Annotated in this window: 20 protein-coding genes; 14 read left to right on the top strand and 6 right to left on the bottom strand. The window is 75.0% G+C overall.

Annotated features, from left to right (window positions below):
- Together CITRIK5_RS06110 and CITRIK5_RS06105 are read left to right on the top strand one after the other, a co-directional pair.
- Nucleotides 1-1,261: S1C family serine protease (locus CITRIK5_RS06110; RefSeq protein ID WP_159833293.1), on the top strand; the 1,261-nt coding region annotated here is incomplete at its 5' end.
- A complete protein-coding gene (locus CITRIK5_RS06105; RefSeq protein ID WP_036314367.1) occupies nt 1,258-2,037 on the top strand; it encodes a PIG-L deacetylase family protein in 780 nt (259 codons plus the stop codon). The genes CITRIK5_RS06110 and CITRIK5_RS06105, both read left to right, overlap by 4 nt.
- 21 nt (nt 2,038-2,058) lie before the next feature.
- On the opposite strand, the gene CITRIK5_RS06100 is transcribed toward CITRIK5_RS06105, so the two are convergent.
- From CITRIK5_RS06100 to folP, 5 genes are read right to left on the bottom strand one after another with little or no spacing between them, the layout of a single operon-like run.
- The gene (locus CITRIK5_RS06100; RefSeq protein WP_044659765.1) at nt 2,059-3,489 is read right to left on the bottom strand and encodes an anti-sigma factor domain-containing protein; all 1,431 of its coding nucleotides are present in this window, start codon (nt 3,487-3,489) and stop codon (nt 2,059-2,061) included.
- Nucleotides 3,490-3,496: 7 nt separating this feature from the next.
- Nucleotides 3,497-4,051, bottom strand: a complete 555-nt coding sequence (locus CITRIK5_RS06095) for a tRNA (cytidine(34)-2'-O)-methyltransferase (RefSeq protein WP_159833291.1) — start codon at nt 4,049-4,051, stop codon at nt 3,497-3,499.
- Nucleotides 4,052-4,091: 40 nt separating this feature from the next.
- On the bottom strand, nt 4,092-5,045 hold the full coding sequence (locus CITRIK5_RS06090; protein WP_049147346.1) for a J domain-containing protein: 954 nt from the start codon (nt 5,043-5,045) through the stop codon (nt 4,092-4,094).
- On the bottom strand, nt 5,042-5,833 hold the full coding sequence (locus tag CITRIK5_RS06085; protein ID WP_159833289.1) for a dihydrofolate reductase family protein: 792 nt from the start codon (nt 5,831-5,833) through the stop codon (nt 5,042-5,044). The genes CITRIK5_RS06090 and CITRIK5_RS06085 overlap by 4 nt, the downstream gene beginning before the upstream one ends.
- On the bottom strand, nt 5,830-6,822 hold the full coding sequence (folP, locus tag CITRIK5_RS06080) for a dihydropteroate synthase (protein ID WP_145950539.1): 993 nt from the start codon (nt 6,820-6,822) through the stop codon (nt 5,830-5,832). The genes CITRIK5_RS06085 and folP overlap by 4 nt, the downstream gene beginning before the upstream one ends.
- A gap of 65 nt (nt 6,823-6,887) precedes the next feature.
- Here folP and CITRIK5_RS06075 point away from each other — a divergent pair, with 65 nt between their 5' ends.
- From CITRIK5_RS06075 to secA, 12 genes are all read left to right on the top strand, one after another.
- Complete coding sequence (locus CITRIK5_RS06075; protein ID WP_159833287.1) at nt 6,888-8,246, top strand: TrkH family potassium uptake protein; 1,359 nt, start codon at nt 6,888-6,890, stop codon at nt 8,244-8,246.
- A complete protein-coding gene (locus CITRIK5_RS06070; protein ID WP_044659771.1) occupies nt 8,239-8,928 on the top strand; it encodes a TrkA family potassium uptake protein in 690 nt (229 codons plus the stop codon). The genes CITRIK5_RS06075 and CITRIK5_RS06070 overlap by 8 nt, the downstream gene beginning before the upstream one ends.
- A 37-nt stretch (nt 8,929-8,965) precedes the next feature.
- A complete protein-coding gene (locus CITRIK5_RS06065) occupies nt 8,966-10,168 on the top strand; it encodes a cysteine desulfurase family protein (RefSeq protein ID WP_159833285.1) in 1,203 nt (400 codons plus the stop codon).
- A 39-nt stretch (nt 10,169-10,207) separates the two neighbouring features.
- Nucleotides 10,208-11,344: a tRNA 2-thiouridine(34) synthase MnmA gene (mnmA, locus tag CITRIK5_RS06060; protein WP_069942006.1), complete on the top strand. Its 1,137-nt coding sequence runs from the start codon at nt 10,208-10,210 to the stop codon at nt 11,342-11,344.
- Nucleotides 11,345-11,353: 9 nt separating this feature from the next.
- On the top strand, nt 11,354-11,743 hold the full coding sequence (locus CITRIK5_RS06055; RefSeq protein ID WP_060974202.1) for a chorismate mutase: 390 nt from the start codon (nt 11,354-11,356) through the stop codon (nt 11,741-11,743).
- Complete coding sequence (locus CITRIK5_RS06050) at nt 11,736-12,851, top strand: hypothetical protein (RefSeq protein ID WP_159833283.1); 1,116 nt, start codon at nt 11,736-11,738, stop codon at nt 12,849-12,851. The genes CITRIK5_RS06055 and CITRIK5_RS06050 overlap by 8 nt, the downstream gene beginning before the upstream one ends.
- A gap of 152 nt (nt 12,852-13,003) precedes the next feature.
- A complete protein-coding gene (mtrA, locus tag CITRIK5_RS06045) occupies nt 13,004-13,684 on the top strand; it encodes an MtrAB system response regulator MtrA (RefSeq protein WP_069942056.1) in 681 nt (226 codons plus the stop codon).
- Between the two features lie 4 nt (nt 13,685-13,688).
- Nucleotides 13,689-15,623, top strand: a complete 1,935-nt coding sequence (gene mtrB, locus CITRIK5_RS06040) for an MtrAB system histidine kinase MtrB (RefSeq protein ID WP_159833281.1) — start codon at nt 13,689-13,691, stop codon at nt 15,621-15,623.
- Nucleotides 15,620-17,365 (top strand): LpqB family beta-propeller domain-containing protein, encoded by a 1,746-nt coding sequence (locus tag CITRIK5_RS06035; RefSeq protein ID WP_159833279.1) that lies wholly within the window; start codon nt 15,620-15,622, stop codon nt 17,363-17,365. The genes mtrB and CITRIK5_RS06035 overlap by 4 nt, the downstream gene beginning before the upstream one ends.
- A gap of 109 nt (nt 17,366-17,474) precedes the next feature.
- Complete coding sequence (locus tag CITRIK5_RS12370; protein WP_049147327.1) at nt 17,475-18,266, top strand: ComF family protein; 792 nt, start codon at nt 17,475-17,477, stop codon at nt 18,264-18,266.
- A gap of 149 nt (nt 18,267-18,415) precedes the next feature.
- Nucleotides 18,416-19,093, top strand: coding sequence for a ribosome hibernation-promoting factor, HPF/YfiA family (gene hpf, locus CITRIK5_RS06025; RefSeq protein WP_036316002.1), 678 nt, complete (start codon nt 18,416-18,418; stop codon nt 19,091-19,093).
- 174 nt (nt 19,094-19,267) lie between these two features.
- Nucleotides 19,268-22,003: a preprotein translocase subunit SecA gene (secA, locus tag CITRIK5_RS06020; RefSeq protein ID WP_061873065.1), complete on the top strand. Its 2,736-nt coding sequence runs from the start codon at nt 19,268-19,270 to the stop codon at nt 22,001-22,003.
- 87 nt (nt 22,004-22,090) lie between these two features.
- Here the strand turns inward: secA and CITRIK5_RS06015 are convergent.
- The coding region (locus CITRIK5_RS06015; protein ID WP_159833277.1) for an Rv3235 family protein at nt 22,091-22,546 on the bottom strand (456 nt) is incomplete at its 5' end.

Here is a 22,546-nt window from a genome sequence, read left to right as displayed (position 1 = left end):
CACCCAGCCCCCCGTGCCGACGGCCCGCACCGTCGCGCGTCCCCGGCCCCAGTCCCGCGCCCGTGCCGGGGCGGGCCTGCTCGCCGCAGCCGTGCTCATGGTGGGGCTCTCCGGTTGCGCGGTCGCGGAGGACGGCGGCGAGGCCGCGTCCGAGGCCGCGAGCTCCTCCTCCTCGCAGGCGACGGACACCTCGGCCGAGGCCGGGGGACAGCCCGTGGCGGACACCGCCGTCGGGAACGCCGCGAGGACCGCGCTGCCCTCCGTGGTGACCATCTCCGCGACGTCGAGCTCCGCCTCCGGTTCCGGTTCCGGGTCGATCCTGGACACGGAGGGGCACATCCTCACGAACACCCACGTGGTCACCCTCGGCGGCCAGGCCAACGACGCCGAGCTGACGGTGCGCACCTCGGACGGGGAGGTCTACGCTGCCACCGTCGTGGGCACCGACCCGCTGTCCGACCTGGCCGTCATCAAGATCGACGCCCCGGACCTCACCCCCATCCAGATCGGCCGGTCCGGGGATTTGAAGGTCGGGGACGAGGCCGTCGCCATCGGCGCCCCCCTGGGCCTGCCGAACACCGTGACCGACGGGATCATCTCCACCCTGGACCGGACCATCGCGGTGGCGTCCTCCGAGGCGCCCGAGCCGCAGGGCGAGAGCTCCGGCTCGTCCTCCGGCACCGATCAGTACCGTTTCCAGCTGCCGGGCACCCCGCAGGGCACCCGGGGCGAGGTGTACATCAACGTGCTGCAGACCGACGCGGCCATCAACCCCGGCAACTCCGGAGGCGCGCTCGTCGACGCCGAGGGTCGCCTGGTGGGCGTGAACGTCGCGATCGCCTCGGCCGGCCAGGACCCGAGCGAGGCGGGCAACATCGGGGTCGGCTTCGCCATCCCCGTGGACTACGCCCAGCGGGTCGCACAGGACCTGATCGACCACGGCAAGGCCACGCATGCCATGCTCGGCGTGAGCGTCACCCCGGAGCCCGCCGAGGTGCAGGGCGGCAGCGAGAACGCCCGGACCGTGTTCAGCGACGGCGCCCGCGTCCAGCAGGTCGTGGGAGAGTCGGCGGCCGACGCGGCCGGGCTGAAGGAGGGCGACGTGATCACCGCCGTCGGCGACCGCGCGGTGATCGACTCCGAGTCCCTCACCGCCGTCGTCCGCGAGCACCGCGTGGGAGACTCGGTGGACGTCACCTACCTCCGCGACGGCGCGGAGCAGACGACCGAGGTGACGTTCACGGAGGACACCCGCTCGTGACCACCACGCTCACCACCCCCGCCGCGCTCGCGGCCCACCACGGCTGGCGCCGGGTCCTGGCCGTCGGCGCCCACCCGGACGACCTCGACTTCGGGGCCGCCGCCACCCTGGCCGGCTTCCGCGCGGCCGGGCTGCACATCGAGCTGTGCATCGTGACGGACGGGGACGCCGGCGGCTTCGACTCGGAGGGCCCGGAGGCGATGACCGCCCGCCGGCACGCCGAACAGCGCGCGGCCGCCGCCGTCGTCGGTGCCGCCGAGGTCCACTTCCTCGGCGAGCGCGACGGACACCTCGAGCCGGACCACGGCGTGCGCCGCAAGCTCGTGGCGCTGATGCGCCGCGTCCGCCCGGACGTGGTGCTCAGCACCCACCCGGAGCGGGACTGGGAGCGGATGCAGGCCGCCCACCCGGACCACCTCGCCTGCGGCGAGGCCGTGGTGCGCGCCGCGTACCCGGCGGCCGAGAACCCGTACGCGTACCCGGAGCTCGCGGCGGAGGGGCTCGAGGCGTTCAAGGTCCGGAACCTGCTGCTGTACGCCGCCCCCGCCGCGCGCCGGAACACGGTCGTGGACGTCACGGGCCTGGCGGAGCAGAAGCTGCGCGCCCTCGACGCCCACCTCTCCCAGCACCCGGACGTCGACGCGATGCGGCGGCACGTGCTCGCCCAGATGGCCGAACATCACCGGCGCGCCGCCGGCCCGGCCGCCGCGCCGGGTCACGCCGAGGCGTTCCACCTGGTCACGGTCAACGGTCCGAGCACCATCGCCGGGTTCTGAACCGCCCCCCTGCGGGGGATCTCAGTTGGTGCTCGGCCGACCGCCGTAGCGCGGGCCGGTCTGCGCGGTGGGGTCGAGGTCCACGCCGACGACGGGCTCCGACGTCGGCACCTCCGAGCCCGAGCTGGGCTCCACGGAGATGCCCATCGCCGCGAAGCGGTCCAGCCCCCGGAAGGTGACGGGCTCGCCGAAGCCGTTGGCGTCGAACGTGCCGAGCGAGGCCGGGGCCGTGCCGTCCGAGGGGTAGAGCCACAGCTGGTAGGACTGACCCTCCGGCAGCTGGGGCATCCCGCTGATCGTCAGGTAGCCGCTGTTCTGCTCCCGGGACAGGAACGCCTGGACCGTGCCGCCGTCCTGGGCCGGGTACTCCGAGGTCGTGAACAGGTCCTTCGACTGGTCGATGCGGTGCACGATGCCCGGCCGCGTGAACTGACTCCACACCGTCCACCCGCCGACGCCGAGCACGAGGGCCGCGAGCAGCAGGAGGGCGGTCACCTTGAGCCAGCGCAGGCGGTCCCGCGGCGGGCCGGCGGGGGCGGACTCGTCGCCGATCAGGTCCATGCCCACGTCCTGGGCGGGCAGGCGACGCAGGACCTCGTCGAGCAGGGCCGACGGCGGCTCGGCCGTCACGGACCGGAACGCCCAGGCCACCGCCTGGCGCGCACCGTCCACCCGGGAGCGCCACCGGGCCAGCTCGCCGCCCCGCCGCTGCACGGCGGAGAAGGCCGCGGTGTGCCCGGCCGTGTCGAGGGCGTGCACGGCCGAGAGGTCGGCCAGCTCGAGTGCGCGGCCGGCGTCCACGTCCTCGCGCACGTCCGCGCCGAGTGCCGGGCCGGTCGCCGGGGCCGGCGCGGACGGCCGGGCGGCGTCCTGCGTGAGGTCGCGGCGGGCCGCCACGACCTGCCGCACGCCGTCACGCAGGAGGGTGCGGGCCTGGTCGGCCGGCAGACCCAGCCGATCGGCGACCTCCCGGTCGGTGCAGCCGCCCAGCCACGCCAGTCGCACGGCCTCGTAGGCGTCCGGGGCCACGCGGTCGACGAGGTCCTCGGGCAACGGCGCGGGCCCGGCCGGGCCGGGACGACGCCCACGTTCCGCCGCGGAGCCGCCGGCGCGGCGCAGCGAGGTCATCACACGGTGGGCGAGGACCTCGAGCCACGTGAACACCTGGCGCTCGCGGTGGGTCGCGTCGTCACGCTCGCTCAGGTCGAGCCCGGCCTCGGAGGCCTCCTCCCATGCCGTCAGGTAGGTGCGGACCGTGGCCGCGGCGGCGTCGTCGCCGGGGCCGAACATCGCTTCGGCCAGGCCGTGCACCCACGGGACCGTGGCGTCGTAGAACGCGGAGAACGCGGCCCGGTCACCCTCGGCGCTGCGGCGAAGGAGGGTGTCCAGGGCGGGCTGGCCGGCGTCATCGGGGCGGTCGGCGTGGGGCTCGGACGCGTCAGGAGTCTGCATGGTGGCCTCAGTCTAGGGAATCGGGGCGGGCAGCGGACCCGGCGAAGTCGTGCTGGCGCCAGGCCTCGTACACGGCGATGGAGACGGCGTTCGCCAGGTTCAGGGACCGACGGGCCGGCTGCATGGGCAGGCAGACGGTCTCGGTGACCCGCGGATCGGTCAGCACCTCCTCGGGCAGGCCGGTGGACTCGCGGCCGAAGAGCAGCACGTCGCCGGGCCGGTAGGCGACCCGGTCGTGCCGCACGGACCCGCGCGCGGTGAAGGCCAGCACACGGGCGGGGGCGAGGGCCGCGAGCGCAGCGTCGAGGTCCGGGTGCACCGTCACCACCGCGAGGTCGTGGTAGTCCAGGCCGGCGCGGCGCAGGTGGGCGTCCTCGAACCCGAAGCCCAGCGGCTCCACGAGGTGCAGCTCGGCCCCCGTGAGGGCGGCGAGCCGGATCGCGTTGCCGGTGTTGCCGGGGATCTCCGGGGTGAGCAGCAGGATCCGGAAGCCGGGGGTGCCGGGCGCCGGGGCGCGGTCGGCGCCCTCGTGCGGGTTCGGTCGGGGTGGGGTGTCGGGCACGCGCCCAGCCTAGTGGGGCGCCGCCGGGCGGGGGCGTGCCTCAGTGGAGCCGGTCGACCAGCGCGCCGAGCGCGCGCCGGTCCACGAGGTCCGGGTCCGTGCCGGTGCCCAGGAAGAGCGCGACCTCGCGCGCGAACGCGATCCCGGGTGCGGGCGGGGCGGTGAGCAGGTCGGCCTGCGCCTCCGGCGCGTCGGCGCCGCGCGTGTGGCGGATCACGGGTGCGTGCCGCGCGTCGCGGTCCGTCATCACGTGCACGAATCCGCCGACGGTGACTTGGGGCAGGGCCTGCTGCCACGCCATCATCGCGGGGCCGAGCAGCGGCGGGGCCACGGGGCGGCCCCGGGAGCGCAGGTCCGCCCCGTCCCAGGTGTAGGTCCCTTCCGGGACCATGACGGAGCCGATCAGCGCCAGGCGGTGGCCGCACAGCACCGCGTGGTCCACGTCGAGGTGCCGTCCCCAGCGCCCGCCCAGCCGCAGCCCGGTCAGGACCCGGGCGGCCGGGAGCGCGTCCGCCACGTGGCGCAGCAGCACGTCGAGGGTGCGGGCCTGCCGCAGCACCCGGTGCTCGTCCGGCAGGATGCCGCGCGGCCGCGGCGCCCCGTGGACGCGTTGGCTCGATCGCGGCAGGTCCAGCACGGTCGGGTCCGTCTCCGCCTCGCCGGGCGGGGGCTCGTAGCGCACGGGGCGGGCGGCACGTCCGCCGGGTCCGGACCGTCCCGACGGTCTCGCCGGCCCTGATCCGGCCGTCGCGCGGGGGCTGCGGGGACCGACGTCCGGGCCGGGCAGCGAGAGGTCGTACCGACGCCGGGCCTCGGCGTCGCCGAGCAGGTCCCACGCCCGCGTCACGGCCCGGAAGGCGGCGGGGTCGCCACCGACGTCGGGGTGCGCGGCCCGGGCCGCGCGGCGGTAGGCCCGCCGGACCTCCTCGGCGGTCGCGTCGCGGGGCACGCCGAGGACCTCGTAGGCGGTGCGGTGCTCCTCGGCCGCGCTCACGACGTGGCGTCCGGGCCGGGGGAGGCGTGCCGCTCGTGGTGCAGGCGCAGGAACAGCATGCCGTCGTCGTGGAGCACCTGGACCAGCTGCAGCCGGGCGGGGAGGCCGGGGCCGTCCTCGCCGGTCAGGACGCGGCCGGCGGCGGGTCCGGCCAGCAGCGGCGCCACGGTGAGGTGCACCTCGTCCACGAGGCCGGCCGCCGCGAGGCTGCCGAACAGGCGCGGTCCGCCCTCGCAGTGGACGACGCGGGCGCCGCGCGCGTGCAGGGTCGCCACCACGGTCTGGGGGTCCACGTGCTCCTCGCCGACCGCCAGCACGTCCGCGTGCGCGGCCAGCGCCGTCGCCCGCTCCGGCTCGGCCGCGAGGCCGGCCCGGGACGTGAGGATCCAGGGGCGGACCGGGGCGGCCGTGAAGAACGCGGACGCCGGGTCCAGGTCCAGGCTGCCGCTGACCACGGCCACGGGCGGGTCGGCAGGCCGGTCGGCCGCCGCGCGTCGACGCCGGTCCTCCTCGGAGAGGAGCGGTCCCTCGTAGCCTTCGGCGCGGATGGTCCCGGCCCCCACGAGGACGACGTCGGCGTCGTGCCGGGACAGGGACAGCAGCCGCTGGTCCGCGGGGGAGCCGAGCCCGCCGGCACGGCCGTCCAGGGTGGCCGCGCCGTCGGCGGAGGCGATGAACACGACGCGGACCCAGGGTCCGGGGCCGGTGTCCTCGGCCGGGGGCGCGGCGAGGGCGGCGCGGAGGGCGTCGTCGTCCAGCTCGGGGCCGGTCTCGGTCAGCCGTCTCATGCCCGCCCCCCGCGGTGGGCGCGGTGTTCGGCCAGGGTGCTGCGGTCCGGCGGCGGGTTCTCCGCACCCATGTTGTGGACCAGGCGCGCCGGCTCGCGCCACCCGAACACGCACTCGAGCATGCGGGCCGCCGAGACGGAGGCGTCGGCGTCGTGCATGCGCAGGATCCGGGCGCCGCCGTACACGCAGGCCGCGGCCGCGGCCAGCGAGCCGGGCAGCCGCTCGTGCCGGTGCCGGTCCAGGCTCTCGCCGATGAAGTCCTTGTTCGAGACCGCGGCCAGCACGGGCAGCCCCAGGGCGGCGATCTCGTCCAGCCGCCGCGTGATCTCGAGGGTGTGCCGGGTGTTCTTGTTCAGATCGTGGCCGGGGTCCACGATGATCCTCTCCTCGGGGACGCCGAGCGCCACGGCCCGGTCGACGGTGCGCCGCAGGTGGTCGCGGACCTCCGTGACGACGTCGCCGTAGGTCGGCCGGGGGACCACGGCCCGGGGTCCGCGCACGTGGGCGAGGGAGTGGGTGACCACGAGGTGCGCGCCCGCGGCGGCCACCACCCGGCCCAGGTCCGCGTGGAACAGTCCCGTGGTGTCGTTGACGACGTCCGCCCCCGCGGCCAGGGCCGCCTCGGCCACGGCCGGCTGGAACGTGTCCGCCGAGAGGATCAGCCGGCGTGACACCTCGGACGACCCAGCCCCGTCCCCGCTCCGCAGGGCCGCGATCAGGGGGGCCACCCGCGCCGCCTCCTCGGCCGGGTCGAGCTCCGCCCCGGGCGCGAACGGCACGCCGCCGACGTCGACCCACTCGGCTCCGGCGTCCGCCGCGGCGTGGGCCTGGGCGAGGGCGTCCTCCAGGACGGCGCCGGCACCGTCGTCATAGAAGGAGTCCGGGGTGCGGTTGACCACGGCCATCGTGACGATCCGGCGGCGGAAGTCGATCTCGTGGTGGGCGAACCGGTGCACCGGGTGGACGAGGGGGACGGAGGGGGTCGGCACCCGGCCATTCAACCACCGGCGCCGCACAGTGACAGTGCGCCCCCGGAGGACTATGTTTCCCTCCCGTGGCATCCACCTCGTCGCCGCGGGTCGGCCCGCGCCGGCCCCGCATCCGTCCGACCCAGCTCGTGGTCGGGTCCTTCCTCGTCGCCATCGTGACGGGCACCGGCGCACTGCTGCTGCCCGCCTCGTATCAGGGCCGCGCGCCCACCCCGTTGGAGGCTGCGTTCACGGCGACCAGCGCCACCACGGTGACGGGCCTCGGCGTCGTGGACACCCAGACGTTCTGGACACCCCTGGGCCAGGTCGTGATCCTCGCCCTCATCAAGCTCGGTGGCCTGGGCGTCATGACGTTCACGTCGCTGCTGGGGCTGGTGATCCTCCGGCGGCTCGGCCTCACCCAGCGCCTCGACGCCGCGGCCTCCACCCGGGCCGAGGGGATCGGGGACCTGCCCCGGGTGCTGCGGGCCCTGATCCTGTACTCCACGGCCGTCGAGGCCTCGGTGGCGCTGCTGCTGAGCCTGCGCTTCTGGCTGGGCGCGGGGATGTCCCCGGGCCAGGCACTGTGGCAGGGGGTCTTCCACGCGGTCTCCGCATTCAACAACGCCGGGTTCGCGCTGTTCAGCGACAACCTCATGGGCTTCGTCTCGGACCCGTTCATCTGCCTGCCGATCGCGGCGGCGATCATCTTGGGCGGCCTGGGCCTGCCGGTCGTGCTGACCCTGCGGCGAGACCTGCGCCGACCCGAGCGGTGGAACCTCACGGTCCGGCTCGTGCTCGTGGGCACCGCGGTGCTGCTGGTGGGCGGCACGCTCATGTACCTCGTCCTCGAGTGGTCCAACCCGCGGACCCTGGGCGGTCTGGACCCGGCCTCGCGCGTGCTCGCGGCGTTCTTCCAGTCCGTCACGACCCGTACCGCCGGCTTCAACACCCTGGACTACGGGCAGATGCACCCCGTGACGCTCTTCGCCACCGACGTGCTCATGTTCATCGGCGGCGGCCCCGCCGGCACCGCCTCGGGCGTGAAGATCACGACGGCGAGCGTCCTGCTGTTCATCGTGCTCGCGGAGATCCGGGGGGAGGGCGCCGTCCATGCGTTCGGCCGCCGGCTCTCCCGGACCGCGCACCGCGAGGCGATCACCGTGATCATGCTCTCCGCGACCGCGATCGCCGTCGCCACGATGGCGCTCATGGGCCTGTCCTCGTTCACGACCGACCAGATCCTGTTCGAGTGCGTGTCCGCGTTCAGCACGGTGGGCCTGTCCACCGGCATCACCGCCCAGCTGCCGCCGGCCGCGCAGGGCATCCTCATGCTCCTCATGTTCGTCGGCCGCATCGGCCCCGCCACCGTCGCCGGCAGCCTGGCCCTGACCGACCGCACCCGCCACTTCGAGTACCCGAAGGAGAGGCCCCTCATTGGCTGATCTCACCCGTTCCCTGTTCGCCCCCCGCCGGGGCGACCGCCCCACCGTGGCCGTCCTCGGGCTCGGCCGGTTCGGCTCCGGGGTCGCCCGCGAGCTCATGGAGTCCGACTGCCACGTGCTGGGGGTCGACGCCGATGCCGAGGCCGTCCAGGCGCTCAACGGCCGGCTGACCCACGTCGTCCGCGCGGACAGCACGGACGAGGAGGCGATGCGCCAGCTCTCGGTCCACGAGATGGACCACGTCGTCGTCGCCATCGGCGGCGACCTCGCGGACTCGATCCTCACCGTCTCGCTGATGCGGCGGTTCGGGACGCACCAGCTCTGGGCCAAGGCCAATGACGACCGCCACGGCGAGATCCTGCGTCAGCTCGGCGTGGAGCACGTGGTCCACCCGGAGCGGGACATGGGCCGCCGCGTGGCGCACCTGGTCAGCACGTCCTTCCAGGACTTCGTCGAGGTCGAGCCGGGCCTGGCCATGGTCCGGGCCACGCCGCCGTCGCGCCTGCTGGGCAGGGACCTGCGAGCCACCGGACTCGCGGGGGAGCGGGGCATACGCGTGGTCGCCGTCCGCAGCCGCGACACGTGGCTCTACCCGCCGAGTCACTACGTCCTCGAGCCCGAGGACACGATCCTCCTTTTGGGCCCGACCCGTGACGTCGAGCGGTTCCTCGCCCGAGACTGAGCCGGTGCACATCCGGCGCGGCTCCTAGACTGGCCGGGTGACCACCCCGGACCGCGTGCACCTGGACCACGCCGCCACCACGACGGTGCGCCCCACCGCGCTCGCGGCCCTGGCCGAGGCGGCCGCGCTCCCGGGCAACCCGGCCTCCCTCCACGCCTCGGGCCGCCGGGCCAAGCTGCGCCTCGAGGAAGCGCGGGAGCGCATCGCCGCGGCGCTCGGGGCGCACCCCACCGAGGTGATCCTCACGTCCGGGGGCACCGAGGCGGACAACCTCGCCGTCCAGGGGCTGTACCGGGCCCGCCGCGCGGCCGCGCCGGAGCGCACCCGGATCGTGCTGACCGGCATCGAGCACCACGCGGTCCTCGACGTGGTGGACTGGCTCGCCGCACACGAGGGTGCCGAGCCGGTGCTCGTCCCGGTCGACGACGACGGGCGGGTCGACCTCGTCGCATGGGAGGCCGCGCTGGCGACCGCGCCCGAGCGGACCGCCCTGGCCACGCTGATGTGGGCCAACAACGAGATCGGCACGGTCCAGCCCGTGGCCGAGGCCGCCCGGCTCGCTGCCGACCACGGGGTCCCGTTGCACACCGACGCCGTCCAGGCCCTCGGGGCGGTGCCCGTGGACTTCGCCGCGTCCGGGGCCGCGACCCTGGCCGTCTCGGGGCACAAGGTCGGCGCCCCCGTGGGTGTCGGCGCCCTGCTCGTGCGCCGGGACGTCACGCTGGAGGCCGTGGTGCACGGCGGCGGCCAGGAACGTCGCCTGCGCTCGGGCACGGTGTCGGTGGCCCTGGCCGCAGCGCTGGCGGCCGCCGTGGCGGAGGCCGTCGGGGAGCAGCCCGCCGAGGCCGCCCGCCTGGGCGGGCTGCGGGACGAGGTGATCGCCGCCGTCGACGCCCTGGACGGGGTGCGCCTGACCGGGCCGCGAGACCTCGACCCGGCGACGGGGCAGGTGCTGTCGCCGGGGACGCGCCGACTGCCCGGCAACGTCCACATCACCGTGCCGGGCCGGACGGCGGACGCGCTGCTGTTCTCCTTCGACATGGCCGGACTGGACACCTCGTCCGGGTCGGCGTGCACCGCCGGGGTGGCGGAACCGTCGCACGTGGTCGCCGCCCTGCCGGGGCGGACGGAGGCCGACGCGCGGGCCACCCAGCGGTTCACCCTCGGCCGGACGACGACGCTGGCCGAGACGGCCGCGCTCATCGACGCGCTGCGGACGCTGCTGGGGCCGGGCGTCTAGACTGGAGCGCCCGTCCGTCGTCGAGAGAGGAGTCCGCCCGTGAAGGTCCTGGCCGCCATGTCCGGGGGAGTCGACTCCGCCGTCGCCGCGGCGCGTGCCGTGGACGCCGGGCACGACGTCGTCGGCGTCCACCTGGCCCTGTCCCGCATGCCCGGCACCCTGCGCACCGGCTCGCGTGGCTGCTGCACCATCGAGGACGCCTCGGACGCGTGGCGCGCGTGCGAGCGGCTCGGCATCCCCTTCTACACGTGGGACTTCTCCGAGCGGTTCGCGGAGGACGTCGTGGACGACTTCGTGGCCGAGTACGAGGCCGGCCGCACGCCCAACCCGTGCATGCGCTGCAACGAGCGCATCAAGTTCGCGGCGCTGCTCGAGCGCGCCCTCGAGCTGGGCTTCGACGCTGTCTGCACCGGCCACTACGCCGCCGTGCGGCCCGGTCCGGACGGCTCGCTGGAGCTGCACCGCGCCGCGGACGACGCGAAGGACCAGTCCTACGTGCTCGGCGTGCTGACCGCGGATCAGCTCGCCCACTGCCTCTTCCCGCTCGCGGACACGCCGTCCAAGGAGCTCGTGCGCGCCGAGGCGGCCGAGCGCGGTCTGTCCGTGGCGGCGAAGCCGGACTCCCACGACATCTGCTTCATCCCCGACGGCGACACCCGCGGCTGGCTCGCCGAGCGCATCGACCTGGCCCCCGGCCCCATCGTCGACCCGGAGGGGCAGGAGCTCGGCACCCACGCGGGCGCCCAGGCGTTCACGGTCGGCCAGCGCAAGGGCCTGGCCATCGGCCGTCCCGCGCCCGACGGCAAGCCCCGGTTCGTGCTCGAGGTGCGGCCGAAGGAGAACACCGTGGTCGTCGGCGGGCGCGAGCTGCTCGACGTCGACCGCATCACCGGCATCCGCCCGTCCTGGGCCGGCGCCCCGGTGCCCGAAGCCCGCACGGGCGCCTGGTTCGACTGTGCGCTGCAGTTCCGGGCCCACGGCGAGATCGTCGAGGCCCGCGCCCGCCAGCGCGCGGACGCGGCGGGGCATCCGGGGTGGGAGATCGAGCCGGGGCGCCCCCTGCGCGGCGTGGCTCCCGGTCAGACGGCCGTCCTGTACCGGGGCACCCGCGTGCTCGGCCAGGCCACCATCGACACCGCCCGCAATGCCCGGCTGTCCGCCCCCGCGGATGCGTAGGCTTCGGCCATGAGCCCGGACTACGACCCCCACGCCAGCTCGCTGCCCGGCACCGCGGACCCGGCGGTCCTCGACGAGCTCTTCGCGATCCGCGGCAGCATCGACAACATCGACGCCTCGCTCGTCTACCTGCTGGCCGAGCGGTTCAAGTTCACGCAGCGGGTCGGCGCGCTCAAGGCCCGGCACGACCTGCCGCCCTCGGACCCCGGGCGTGAGGCCGCCCAGATCGCGCGGCTGCACCGACTCGCGCTCGAGGCGGACCTCGAGCCCGCGTTCGCCGAGAAGTTCCTGAACTTCATCATCGCCGAGGTCATCCGCCACCACCGCGCGCTGGCGGCCGAGGGCCGGCCGGACGCCGAGGCGGAGCCGGGGGAGAGCCCCGGGGACGCGGATGACTGAGGCCGCCCACGACGACGGCGCCACCGGCCCCGTCGCCCTCGGCGGCACGCCGTGGCGCGGCACCGACGTCGCCGAGGCGCAGCGCGTCACGCTCGGCGAGCTCGGCGCGGACCACTGGCCGGTGCTCCCCGAGCTGCCCGATCGCGGACCCGGCGCCGACGCCACCGGCCGCTCGGCCGCCCTCCTGCAGGAGCTGGCCGTCGACCTGCAGCCGCACGGCTGGCGGGTCAGCCCGCCCGGGGCCGCCGGCTCCGGCCGCGACCGACGCCGCGCCGTCTCCCTCTGGCACGAGGACGCGCACCGCTGGGCGGACACCGCGGGGGCCGAGGGCGCCGTCGTCGAACGTCTGGCCGTGCGGGTGCGCGGCCCGCTCAGCCTGCTCGCCGGCCTCTGGCTGCCCGGGGGAGAGCGCGTCCTCGGCGACCACGGCGCGCGCCGCGACGTCGCCGAGTCCTATCTCGAGGGGCTGCAGGACGCCCTGCCCCGCCTCCGGAGGGCCACCGGCGCGGGACGCCTCGGCGTCGTCGTCGACGAGCCGTGGGCGGCGGCCGTCCTCGCCGGGACCCTGCCCACCGCGAGCGGGTACCGCACCGTCCGGTCGCTGCCGCGCGAGGAGGCCCGCGGGCTGTGGCGCGCCGCCCTCGACGGGTTCACCGCCCTGCCCGACGTCGCCCGGGTGTGGCTCGCACCGGGCCGCCGCGCCGCCTCCCCGGGGGCCGAGCTGCCCGGGCCCGCCGCGCTGTCAACGCTGACGGGAGAGTCCCTGCCCAGGCCCGACGCAGCCGCGGACGCGCCCGCCCCGGCCCCGGTCTCCCTCGTGGTGGGCGTGGGCGCCCTCGACGACGGCGCGGACGGCACGCCCGGCACCCGCGAGGCGTGGGAGGCGGCGGCCGGCTGGGCCGACATCGGGCGCGGGCTGACCCTGGCCCCCGAACCGGGCGTGCGCCCGGTCGAGGTCGTCCGCACGTGGGAACGGCTGGGGGTGGACCCCGGACGCGTGGGCGACGTCGGCCTCACGGCGGCGGGGCTGCACGACCCGGTCGTGCTCCACACTCTGCGGCGGGACGCGGAGGAGCTGACCGCACGGCTCGCCGAGCTGCGCGGCTGAGCCGGCGCCCCGACGGACCGGGGCGACCTCCGGCGTCGTCCGCCGGGGACGGGCCCGCCCGGCGGGTATCATCGGGCTGATCCTGAAAATGTCCTGTGCCCGGGGCCGGTCCCGCCCGCGGCGCCGGGGGGAGCGCTGACGAGGAGGTCAGGATGGGCAAGGCCAAGATCCTGGTGGTGGACGACGACGAGGCGCTGGCCGAGATGATCGGCATCGTCCTGCGCAACGACGGCTTCGAGCCGACGTTCGCGGCGGACGGCACCTCCGCACTGCCCGCGTTCCACCGCGAGCGCCCTGATCTGGTGCTGCTGGACCTCATGCTCCCCGGCATCGACGGCATCGAGGTCTGCAAGCTCATCCGAGCCGAGTCGGACGTGCCGATCGTGATGCTCACGGCCAAGTCGGACACGGCGGATGTGGTGCGCGGCCTCGAGTCGGGTGCGGACGACTACGTGCCCAAGCCGTTCAAGCCCGCCGAGCTCGTGGCTCGCGTCCGGGCGCGCCTGCGTGAGGGGGAGGCCAAGCCGGCGGAGGTCCTGCACATCGGGGACCTCGAGATCGATGTGGCGGGCCACCAGGTCACCCGCGGCGGCGTCGGCATCGCCCTCACCCCGCTGGAGTTCGATCTCCTCGTGGCCCTCGCCCGGCGGCCGCGCCACGTCTTCACTCGCGAGATGCTCCTGGAGGAGGTCTGGGGCTACCGGCACCAGGCCGACACCCGGCTCGTGAACGTCCACGTCCAGCGCCTGCGCTCCAAGGTCGAGCCGGATCCCGAGAACCCGTGCGTCGTGCTGACCGTCCGCGGCGTCGGGTACAAGGCCGGCCAGGGCTGAGCGCATGACCGTGTCCGGCCCGGATGTGAGCGCGGCCCCGGCGGCCGAGTCCGGTGCCGAGCCGGTCGAGCCCGCCGCCGCCCGCCCACGGTCGTGGGGCCCCGGCCCCGCGTGGCGTGCGCTGCGCCGCCGGTGGCGTCGGTCCCTGCGGCTGCGCACGGCGGTGCTCGCGGCCCTGCTCTCGATCCTCGCGGGCCTCGTGGTCGCCGCGTTCCTCACGCAGCAGATCACCCAGGCCCTCTTCGAGGCCCGCTACGAGCAGGTCCAGTCCGAGGCACGCCGTGGCCTGAGCCAGGTGCGCGAGACGTTCGCGCAGACCACCGCCACGGACGCGCAGAGCACGGACGTGCTGGTGACCCAGACCCTGCGCGCCCTCGAAGGCGACTCCGGCACGACGATCCGCCGCCGCTACCACCTCGCCCCGCTGCCGGACTCCGAGTCCGCGTACGTGGGGACGATCTCCTCCGCCGGGCTCGATCCCGCAGTGATCCCCCAGGAGCTGCAGGACGCGGTCGCCTCCGGGCCGGGCGTGTACGACGCGAGCGTGGCGCTGCCGAACCCCGGCGGTGGCACCCGGCCCGGCCTCGTGTTCGGCGCCCAGATGGTGCTGCCCCCGGGTGCCAACTACGGGCTCTACCTCGTCTACGACCTCGCGGACGTCCAGAGCTCGCTCGACTCGGTGCTCAGGGTGCTGCTGGTGTTCGGCGTCGGCTTCCTGGTGATCAACGTGCTGGTCTCGTGGTGGGTCTCGCGGCGTGTGACCCTGCCCGTGCAGCAGGCGGCCCGGGCGGCCGAGTCCCTCTCGAGCGGCAACCTGGCCGTGCGGATGCCGGTCGACGGTGAGGACGAGATGGCCCGCCTGGGCATGTCCTTCAACCGGATGGCGGACAGCATCCAGGACCAGATCGGCCAGCTCGCCCAGCTGTCCCAGATGCAGCAGCGGTTCGTCTCGGACGTCTCCCATGAGCTGCGCACGCCGCTGACGACCGTGCGGATGGCGGCCGACGTGCTGCACGGCTCACGCGAGGACTTCGACCCGGTCAGCCGACGCTCGACCGAGCTGCTCTACCACCAGGTGGACCGCTTCCAGGCCATGCTCGCGGACCTGCTGGAGATCACCCGGTTCGACGCCGGCGCCGCCACCCCGGCCCTCGAGGCCACGGACATGCTCGAGCTGGCCCGCGACGTCGTGCTCACCTCTCAGCCGCTGGCCGATCAGATCGGCGTGCCCGTGTACATGGTGCCCATGGACCGGGACCGCGCCGACGGCCACGTCGCCTGGGTCGACCCGCGGCGGATCGAACGGATCCTGCGCAACCTGGTGAACAACGCGATCGAGCACGCCGAGGGCCGGCCGGTGGACGTGCTCGTGGCGGCCGACGAGGGGGCCGTCACGTTCGCCGTCGTGGACCACGGCATCGGCATGAGCCCCGAGCAGGTGCAGCGCGTGTTCGACCGGTTCTGGCGCGCCGACCCCTCACGCAAGCGCACCACCGGCGGGTCCGGACTGGGTCTGGCGATCGCCACCGAGGACACCCGGCTGCACGGCGGTCGGCTCGAGGCGTGGGGCGAGCTGGGGGAGGGGTCCACCTTCATGGTGACCCTGCCGCGGGCGCCGCGCCCGGCCACGCAGGGCGCCGAGGCCCCCGAGCCGATCGGCCGCTCCGTGCTGCCCATTCCGCCCCGCTACAGCACGGCGGACCGCCGGTACGCCGATGACCTGTCCCGGCCCGTCCCGCAGGAGGCGGACGCCGACGCCGTCGGCACGGTCGCGGACGTCGCCGCGGCGGCCGCGGCCGCCCCGCCGTCCGCGCGCCAGGCCGAGCAGGCCCTGACCGCACCGACCCGGCCGGTGCGCGTGGTCCCTGCGGAGGATCCCGCCCACGGGTCGGCCCCCGGGGACCCGACCGGCGACGACCCGGCCGAGGAGGCCCGATGACCACCGTGGATCCGCAGCCGCCCCGCCCGCCGCGGGTCGCCGTCGTCGGCGTGATCGTCGCCCTGATGCTCGCCCTCAGCGGCTGCACCCAGATCCCCCAGAGCTCCGAGGTGCGCAGCGCCGACCCGGTCGACGGGGCCACCGCAGACGCCGACGCGCCGCAGTTCCATCCGCCGGGACCGGCCGAGTCGGACACGGCGGAGGAGGCCATCCGGGGCTTCCTGCTCGCGGGCACGAGCCCGCAGGACGACTACGCGGTGGCGCGCCAGTTCCTCGACGGGCCCGCGGCCACCCAGTGGACGCCCGGGCAGCGCACCCTCGTGTACTCGGCGGAGCCGCGCATCACCCGGGGCGACGGCGCCGGGGACTACCAGATCCAGGTCGAGGTCGACTCGGAGATCGACGAGTACGGCCTGCGGACCATCGCGCCGCCGGGGACCACGCAGGCCTGGGCGGTCACGGTGCAGGAACGGCCGCAGGGCATGCGGATCACGTCCACGGAGAACGGCACGCTGCTCTCCCAGGCGCAGTTCGAACAGCTGTTCGCCCCGCACGAGCTCGCCTTCTACGACACCGCGAAGCGCTACGTCGTGCCGGACGTGCGGTGGTTCGTCAATCGGGGCACCACCGTGACCGCGGTGACGCGAGCGCTGCTGCGCGGGCCGGCACCGTATCTGGCCGGGGCGGTGGACACGGCCTTCCCGCTGCGCACCGGCACCGACCTGGCCGCACCCACGGTGCCCGTCGACGACGACGGCGTGGCCCACGTCGACCTCACCCAGGCGGCCGCCGAGGGGGCCGACGCCGACCGGCGGCACCGCATGCGGGAGCAGCTGGAGCTGACCCTGACGGGCCTCCAATCGGTCAAGGAGGTCGAGGTGACCGTCGCCGGCGCCCAGCTGTCCACGTCGGGAGACGACGGCCCCGCCCCGGTCCAGACCGACCCCGCCGTCGGCTCAGTCCAGGTGGGCATCGACACGGCGACGGGCGGACTCGTGTACGTGCAGGGGACCAGCGTCACGCCGGTGGGCGGCGCCCCGGACGTCACCGCGCTCGATCCGGTCCGCCCGACCATGTCCGGCGACCGCAGCCGCTTCGCGTTCGTCACCCGTGACCGGACGGCGGTCCACGTCGCCGGCACGGACGGCTCCCTGCGGGAGGTGCTGCGCGGCACCGGGCTTACCGTCCCGTCGCTGGACCTCCTGGGCTGGGTGTGGGCGGCCGACCGGGGCACGACCTCGCGGATCCGCGCCGTCTCGGCCCAGCCCGGCGGGCAGGAGCGCATCGTGACGGCCACCTGGCTGCGCCCCGGCGAGCGGATCGTCGACCTGCGGTTGGCCCGGAGCGGGGCCCGGGCCGCGATGCTCGTCGACGACGGCCAGCGGACCACCCTGCGCGTGTCCGGCGTCGTGCGCGGTTCGGACGGGGTGCCGAACGCCCTGACCGAGCCGATCCTGCTGCCCTCCTCCGGGTCGGAGGACTCGGTGGAGTGGGCCGGCGACACGAACCTGCTCGTCTCGGCGTACGCCGCGAAGCCCGACGAGCGCGTGGTGCCGCGGATCGTCTCGGTCGATGGCACCGTCCGGGAGCTCAACCCACTGGGCGGCCTGCGGGGGATCTCCGCCGGCGACGACGGCGCCTATTACGCGGAGACGGAGGAGTTCGTGTTCCTGCTGGTGGGCTCCTCGTGGCGGGCGCAGGAGCTCGACCGCGGGGTACGCGACCTCTCGTTCCCGGACTGAGCCGGGCCGGCGCCGGGCGCCCATCGTCCATTCCTGCACAGCCGCCCCGTCCCGCACAGTGGCCCGCCCCGGCGCCCGGACGGCGGTGGCGTGCGGTGGACTCATCGCCATGCATTCCCCGCCGTCCTCCCCGTCCCCGGCGTTCGGCGCCCTCGGTCGGGCCCTGGCCGACCTGGTCCTGCCCGCCGAGTGCGCGGTGTGCGCGGCGCCGGGCCACCGGCTCTGCCCGGCCTGCGCGGAGGGACTGACCGCCGCCCTGTCCCGGCCCTTCCGGGCGGAACAGGACGCCCCGGCCCTGCCCGTGGGCCCCGGCGGCGCTCCCCTGCCGGTGATGGCGGCCGGCCGCTACGCAGACCCGCTGGCGGCCGCCGTGCTCGCGTTCAAGGACCATCACGCGCTGCACCTGCGCGGCGTGCTGGGCGAGGCCCTCTGCCGGACCGTCGCCGCGGCGCGCCTCGAGCCGGACCTGCCCGGGGCACCGCACGCCCTGCTCGTTCCGGTCCCGGGCGGCGCGGTCGGATTCCGACGGCGCGGCTACGACCCGCTCGCCGAGCTCACCCGGGCGCTGCCGGCGCCGTGGCTGGTCTCCGACGCCGTCCGCGCTCGGCTGCTGCCCCGCGCGAGCACACTCCGGGGCGGCGGCCCGTCCCATGCGGGCACCGGGGCGGGCCAGCGCCGCCGGCGGGCCCGGGACTGGCGCGTCCTCGCCGCACGGCTGCCGGCCGGCGCGCCCGTCCTGCTCGTGGACGACGTCCTCACCACCGGCGCCACCCTCGCCGCGCTCGCGGAGGCGGTGCGCCGCGCCGGCGGGCACCCCGTCGGGGCCGTCGTGCTCGCGGCGGTGGCCCCGCCGCGGGACCCCGCCGAACCTGGCCCCCGGCCAGGCCCCCGGGTAGGGTGAACGGCACGGAATCGCCCCTACGGTTCCCGTCCTGCCGACGGCTGGAAGGAGGTCGCCCCCTCGGACCCGACGCCCCCCTGCGGACGCGACACCGAGGCGCACCTCCCCTCCCGAGGCCGGACCCGTGAGAGTCGGACCAGGAGGACGCCATGACCATGGATGTCAGCTACATCGCCCGCAACATCAGCCTCTCGGAGAGCTTCCGCGACCACGTCGTCGAGCGCACCGAGCGCCTCCAGCGGCTCGCCGAGGGCGCCGACACGCTCGAGGTCCGCGTGACGAAGGAATCCCACCACAAGCACTCAGACGAGGCGGTCCGCGTGGAACTGACGGTCCGCGGCCCGCGGGACGTCGTGCGGGCTGAGGCCGCCGCGGACGACGAGCTGGCAGCCTTCGACAAAGCCGCCGCCCGACTGACCGAGCGCCTGCGGCGCCTGCGCGACCGGCGCAAGGACCGTCGCCGCGGCAAGCTCGGCGCCTCCCGCGGCGCGGGCGAGGTCGGCTTCGTGCCACCGCTGCCGCCGTCGGGCGCCGCGCTGGCCGCGGAGGACGCCTCCGCGCAGGACGCCCCCGAGGCGGGCACCCCGGTGCGCATCCGGCAGAAGGCGTTCCCCGCGACCCCCATGAGCGTGGACGACGCCGTGGACGCGATGGAGCTGGTCGGCCACGACTTCTACCTCTTCCAGAACGCCGAGACCGGCGTGCCCTCCGTCGTCTACCGCCGCCGAGGCTGGAGCTACGGCGTGATCCGCCTGGACGAGTCCCTCCCTCAGGATCACGTCTCCGCCTCCGAGGGGGAGCAGGCATACCAGACGCGGGAGGACTGACCGCCCCGCCGACGTCGACCACGACCTGCTGACGCCGCGACGCCCCTCCCCTCCGGGACGGGCGCCGCGGCCCGTCCGGACTCGGCCCGTACACTGTCCCGGAGACCGCGCCACGGCCGCGCGCGAGGGGCATCCCGTCCCGCCCCGGCCACACCGCAAGGGAGCAGAGAACCAGTGCCTTCGATCATCGACCGCGTCCTGAAGATCTCGGACAACCGCGTCCTCAAGCGCATGCAGGCCACGGTGGACGCCGTGAACCTCCTCGAGGACGACTTCCGGGCGCTCAGCGACGCGGAGCTGCGTGCCGAGACGGACACGCTCCGGGCCCGGCATGCGGACGGCGAGTCGTTGGACCTGCTCCTGCCGGAGGCCTTCGCCGCGGTCCGCGAGGCCGCGGGACGCACGCTCGGCCAGCGGCACTACGACGTCCAGCTGCTCGGCGGCATCGCGCTGCACCAGGGCAACATCGCGGAGATGAAGACCGGCGAGGGCAAGACCCTCGTGGCCACCGCTCCGGCCTACCTCAACGCGCTGTCCGGCAGGGGCGTGCACGTGGTGACGGTCAACGACTTCCTCGCCTCCTACCAGGCCGACCTCATGGGCCGCGTGTTCCGCTTCCTCGGCATGCAGACGGGCGTCATCGTGGCGGGCCAGACCCCGGCCGTACGCCGCGAGCAGTACGCCGCGGACATCACCTACGGCACGAACAACGAGTTCGGCTTCGACTTCCTCCGGGACAACATGGCCTGGTCCCTCGACGAGCTCGTGCAGCGTGAGCACCACTACGCGATCGTCGACGAGGTGGACTCGATCCTCATCGACGAGGCCCGCACCCCGCTGATCATCTCCGGCCCCGCCCAGGGAGAGGCCAACCGGTGGTACGGCGAGTTCGCCCGGCTGGTGCGCCGCCTCGAGGCGGACACGGACTACGAGGTGGACCACAAGAAGCGCACCGTCGGCATCCTCGGCCCCGGCATCGAGAAGGTCGAGGACCACCTCGGCATCACGAACCTGTACGAGACGCAGAACACCACGCTCATCCAGTTCCTGAACAACGCGGTCAAGGCCAAGGAGCTGTTCAAGCGGGACAAGGACTACGTGGTCCTCGACGGCGAGGTGCAGATCGTCGACGAGCACACGGGCCGCGTGCTCAAGGGACGCCGCTACAACGAGGGGCTCCACCAGGCCATCGAGGCCAAGGAGGGCGTCGAGGTCAAGCCCGAGAACCAGACGCTGGCCACGGTGACCCTGCAGAACTACTTCCGCGGCTACGAGAAGCTCGCCGGCATGACGGGCACCGCCGAGACGGAGGCCGCCGAGTTCACGTCGACCTACGGCCTCGGCGTCGTCGTGATCCCGCCGAACCGGGAGCGACAGCGCGTGGACCGCAACGACGTGGTGTACAAGAACGAGAAGGTCAAGTTCGACGCCGTCGTCGACGACATCGCCGAGCGGCACGCGAAGGGCCAACCGGTCCTGGTGGGCACCACCTCGGTGGAGAAGTCCGAGTACCTCTCCACGCTGCTGGCCAAGCGCGGCGTCCGCCACGAGGTCCTGAACGCGAAGAACCACGCCCGCGAGGCCGCCATCGTGGCGCAGGCCGGCCGCCCGGGCGCCGTCACCGTGGCCACCAACATGGCCGGCCGCGGCACCGACATCATGCTCGGCGGCAACGCCGAGTTCACGGCGGTGGCCCGCATGCAGGAGCTGGGCCTCGACGCCGCCGAGGACCCGGAGGCGTACGAGGCCCGCTGGCCCGAGGTGCTGGCGCAGGCCGAGGCCGCCGTGGAGGACGCGCACCGCGCGGTCATCGAGGCCGGCGGCCTGTACGTGGTGGGCACCGAGCGCCACGACTCGCGCCGCATCGACAACCAGCTGCGCGGTCGTTCCGGCCGTCAGGGCGACCCGGGCGAGTCCCGGTTCTACCTCTCCCTCACGGACGAGCTCATGCGCAACTTCAACCCGGGCGTGGCCCAGCGGATCATGAACAGCCCGTCGATCCCGGACGACATGGCGCTCGAGTTCGGCTTCGTCTCGAAGGCGATCCAGAACGCGCAGGCGCAGGTCGAGGGGCGCAACGCCGAGCAGCGCAAGAACGTGCTCAAGTACGACGACGTGATGAACCGCCAGCGCGAGGCCATCTACACGGACCGCCGTTCCATCCTCGAGGGGGAGGACCTGCAGGACCGGGTGCGCCGCTTCGTGGAGGACGCCGTCGGGAACATCGTGGACGCGGCCACCGAGGAGGGCCACGCCACCGACTGGGACCTCGACCAGCTGTGGCGGGACCTGGCAGAGCTCTACCCCGTGGGCATCTCGCAGGAGGACGTCCTCGACGAGGTCGGCGGCCGGGGCCGGCTCAAGGCCGAGGTCCTCAAGCGCGAACTCGTCTCCGATGCGCTCCTGGCGTACGAGGACCGGGAGGCGCAGGTGGGGTCCGAGGCGCTGCGGGAGGCGGAGCGTCGCGTGGTGCTCGCCACCATCGGGCGCCGCTGGCAGGAGCATCTCTACGAGATGGACTACCTCAAGGAGGGCATCGGGCTGCGCGCGATGGCCCAGCGCGAGCCCCTCGTGGAGTACCAGCGCGAGGGCTACACGATGTTCCAGAACATGCTCGCCGCCATCCGCGAGGACGCCGTGCGCACGCTGTTCCAGGCGCAGATCAGTGCGGCCCCCGCGTCGACGTCGCTGCCCGGCGTCCAGGACGCCCGCGCCGTGACGATGGCCCCGCAGATCTCCGTGGAGGGCATCGACGCCCCGCAGCAGCCGGCGCAGCTGCGTTTCACCGGTCCGTCCGAGGACGGGCAGAGCGCGGTCACCCGCAGCGGCACGGACTCCGGCGCCACGGTCGCGGCGGGCACGAACCGCCGCTCCCGCCGTCAGGCGGAGCGCCGCGGCCGCCGCGGCTGACCGGCATCCTGCCACGACGCAGGACGAGGGCCCGCAGACCTCCAGGTCTCCGGGCCCTCGCTCGTCAGTCCGACGGGACGATCCGGCTCAGCCGATCTCGACCGACGTCACCTTCCACCGGCTGAGCCGCCGCTCGAGTCGGAGCGCGAAGGCCCGGGCCCGGCCCTCCCACAGCACCGTCGCGCTGGCCTCCACCCGGCCGGGCGCGACCTCGCACACGCGGGCACCCACCGGGCGGGGTGCGGACTTGGGCGTCCGGGGCGGGACGGCCGCGGAGGGCCGTCGACCGGGCCCGGTCGGCGCGACGGCGCCCAGCAGCTCCATGCGACGGGTCAACTTGTCCAGGACCTCGGGCGAGAGCCAGGCGGAGAGGTCCCGCAGGGCACGGCGGCCCGTCTCGACCTCGACGCAGGCGACGGCGATCACGGCGGCGAGCGAGCGGACGCGGCGCAGCTCCTCGCGCCCCTGTTCGGTGCGGGCCCGCCGGGCGATCTCCTCACCGCGGGGCAGGACTGCGGGGCTGTGGGCGGGCCCGTGGAGGAG

The sequence above is a fragment of the Micrococcus sp. 116 genome, assembly GCF_902506395.1.
In the GTDB taxonomy this organism is placed as follows: Bacteria; Actinomycetota; Actinomycetes; order Actinomycetales; family Micrococcaceae; genus Micrococcus; species Micrococcus luteus.
This window is presented reverse-complemented; position numbering and strand designations above follow the sequence as displayed.